Below are 2,990 nucleotides of genomic sequence, written 5' to 3'. Positions count from 1 at the left end.
ATGCTCGGTAATCGCCTTGTCGCGGGCCGTCGTGGCGTCGACCAGCTTGGTTTTCGCATCTTGCAGCTGTGCATCGAACTGCTCGACCTGCACGCCGATGATCTTGGATTTGGCGGCCGCCAGCGCCGATTGCGAACCTGTTCCATGGGGCGTGCAGACCGGCGCCGAAGCCGAGCTTTGCGTCGACGCCAATAACTGCTGCCACTGCTTGTTGAGCGGATCGTTGCGGAAATCGTCCCTGATATTCTTGTCACCGCGATCGTAAGTCAGGGCATATTTCAGGACCGGCGTGTCATTGTTGTTATCGTCGAGGAAAACATCATTCTCATAGGTGTTTACGAGATAGAGCTGCCCGTTTTCCTCGATAACTTTCTGCGATTTCAGTTTGCCGGTGTACTCACCCGCTGCGTTCGTGTAGCCGTCCCAATCAAAATGATGCGGATTTCTCTGCATCGCTCGCGCGACCAAGGCTTGCTTGATCGGCTCGGCCTTGACGGCAAGATCGGCCGCATTTTTTTGCGCAACTCCAAATTCCGCATACGCCTCGGCCAGTGTCACCTGGCTGGCCGCCGGCGCCTGCAGCTTTTTCAGTCCGTCAAGCCTGCCCTTGATTTCGGCATATTCGGGGCTTCCCGGTTTGGCCCCGGCGAGCTCCAGCTCAGTCGTACCCACCATCTGGTCGATCGTGGCCTTATTGCCCCGCGCAGTGTGCAGCGCCGCGTTGATGAAGAGCTGCGTGACTTCAGCGTGCTCGGCTTTGCCCTGCAGGTTGATTTGCTCGCGGGTAGGCCCGCCGGAAGTCCCTACGGCCGGCTTGCTCGGATCGCTGAGCACCGGCAGGGTTGCCTGCTTATCAATAGCATCAAGAAGGCTCTTCTCGCCCTGCTCGTACTCGGCCCTGGCATCGCTGGCACTCTGGAGCATGTTGTTGGCGGTGGTCAGCCGCTTTTGCGCGTCGGCCAGCGTGCCTTTCGGCTCCGGGGCCTGCCATTGCAGCCCATAAGGCGCCAAGACCTTGTCGAGTGTCGTCTCGGCACTCTTCATGGCTCCCTTGTATTCGGGATCCAGCGCATAGACGTCGAGCTGCGCCCCGCTCTGCTCAGGCTTTGCCTGTGCTTCGCCGAGGCGCGCTATCACGGCGTTCTCGGCGGCGATCGCCTTGGCAACTTCCGGATCGAACCATTGCCAGCTCCCGTCGACCATCAGCGGCACCCATTTGCCGCCTGACGGAGCCGTAGCCGACGGCGGCTCGCCGAACGGGCCAACCGATGTGGCGCTGCCGTCGAGATTCGGTGTCGCCGGCTTGCCGCCGCCATATTTCTTGATCGCATCCTTTACTGCTTGCTGCTTGTCCGCGGCTTCTTGGGCAAGCTCGGGACTTGCCCCGCCGAGCACACCTTCCAGAGTCGTCTTGAGAACCGTGTCGGTCTTGGCCTGTTCGGGATCTTTGCTCTGCGGGTTGATTGCCAGCAGCAGTTCGGCCAACGCCTGCTGCGCCGTGCCAACCTCGATCTTCAGGTCGGAGCCGGTGGTGTCGTTATGCAGCGTCATGCTGCCATCGGGCTTGGTGGTCAGCGTATAGCCGTTGAAGGTGACCTCCACGGTCGTGCGCGTACCGTTTTCGATGGTAATTTTTTCGCCCGTGTGGATTATGTTCGGGTTGCGCGACGAACCGAAAAGGTCCGGATTCGTCCGCCTGAGATCATCCAGCGACACGCCATATTTCCGCGCGATCAGGGTCAGATTGTCGTTCGGCTTGACCTCGTACTCGACAGGCTTGCCGCCATTGATCTTCTCGGTGGTGGTCGTCGTCACCCGGCCGTCCTTGTCGGTGACGATCTTGGTTTCGGTTCCTGTCTTCGGATCGACGATCGTGGTCGTGGTCTCGCCCGTCTTGGTATTGCGGACGCTGTTGCGGGTCCCCCCGTTGCCGTCGACGGATTGCGACGTTTCCTTGCCGTCGGCCGTGGTCACGACGGTGCGTTCGTCGTGCTGATAGTCGTAGGAGTAGACCGTCTTGTCGCCGGTATGCGGATCGACGATCTGGACCGACTGCACGTCGCCATTGTCGCTCGTCGCTTGCTGGGTCGTGACCTGATATCCGGCGGCCTGCAATTCGGCGATCACCTGTTCGTTGGTGAGGCCGTTTTCCTTTGCGATCTGGTCGATACTTTTTCCGTCGGCGAGATCGTGTTTGATGTCCTTCGTGGTGGTCCCTCCCGGATCCTGGGAGTACGCCAATATGGTTTTGCGGCCATCCGGACCGGTGACGGTGGTTACAGGCAGCGATGGCCCTTGGCCAGGCGTCACCGTTTCCACCGAAGCGCCATTGGGCAGCGAGGTCCGCTCGGTGACCGTGCCCGTCCCAAGATCGTCCTCGTACCGCGTCGTGATGGCGCCGGTGTCGGAATTGTAGCTGCTGGTCTCCTTGCGGCCGAGCCCGTCGCGGACCGGTGAGGTGGTCGCTGCCCCGTTGGGTTGTTGCTGGACGCTCGTATAGTAGCTGTCATGCTGGTAGTCGTAGTATTGCGTGACCGTGCGGCCGCTGGCATCGGTGATCTTCGTCGTCTGCACGTCGCCATTGCCGCTGGTCGGGTCGGTGGTCGACACTGTCATCCCGCCAGACCTCAGCGCGGCGATGACCTGTTCACGCGTCATGCCGCGGGCCGATGCGATCTGGTCGATGCTTTTGCCGCCCGTGACGTCGTTGACGATATTGCGGGCCGTCGCCGCTTCCGCGGCATTGTCTTCGGGCGTGCCGCCGTCGAGCTTAACCGGCGTCACGGTAGGCCCTAAAAGGTCCGGCTGTTGGTAGAGGGCGGGCACCACCGTCGTGCCATTGCCGGAGGTGCCGGTGCTCGCATTCACGATTTGCAGGTTCGGCGCTGTCGGAACTACGGCTGGCGGCGGTGGTTGAAGCGAACTCAGCTCCGTATTCACCTGTGACAGCTGTTGGCGGGCCTGTGCCGCCCAATCGCGCTCGCCCATCC

General features: G+C 61.3%; 1 protein-coding gene. It reads right to left on the bottom strand.

The window, feature by feature from the left end; genetic code table 11:
• Nucleotides 1-2,990: LysM domain-containing protein (locus tag EOA38_RS32260; protein WP_145966173.1), on the bottom strand; the 2,990-nt coding region annotated here is incomplete at both ends.

The organism is Mesorhizobium sp. M1E.F.Ca.ET.041.01.1.1 (assembly GCF_003997355.1).
Taxonomy (GTDB): Bacteria; Pseudomonadota; Alphaproteobacteria; order Rhizobiales; family Rhizobiaceae; genus Mesorhizobium.
Note: the sequence above shows the minus strand (reverse complement) of the source record. Positions and strands in the feature narration are given on the sequence as shown.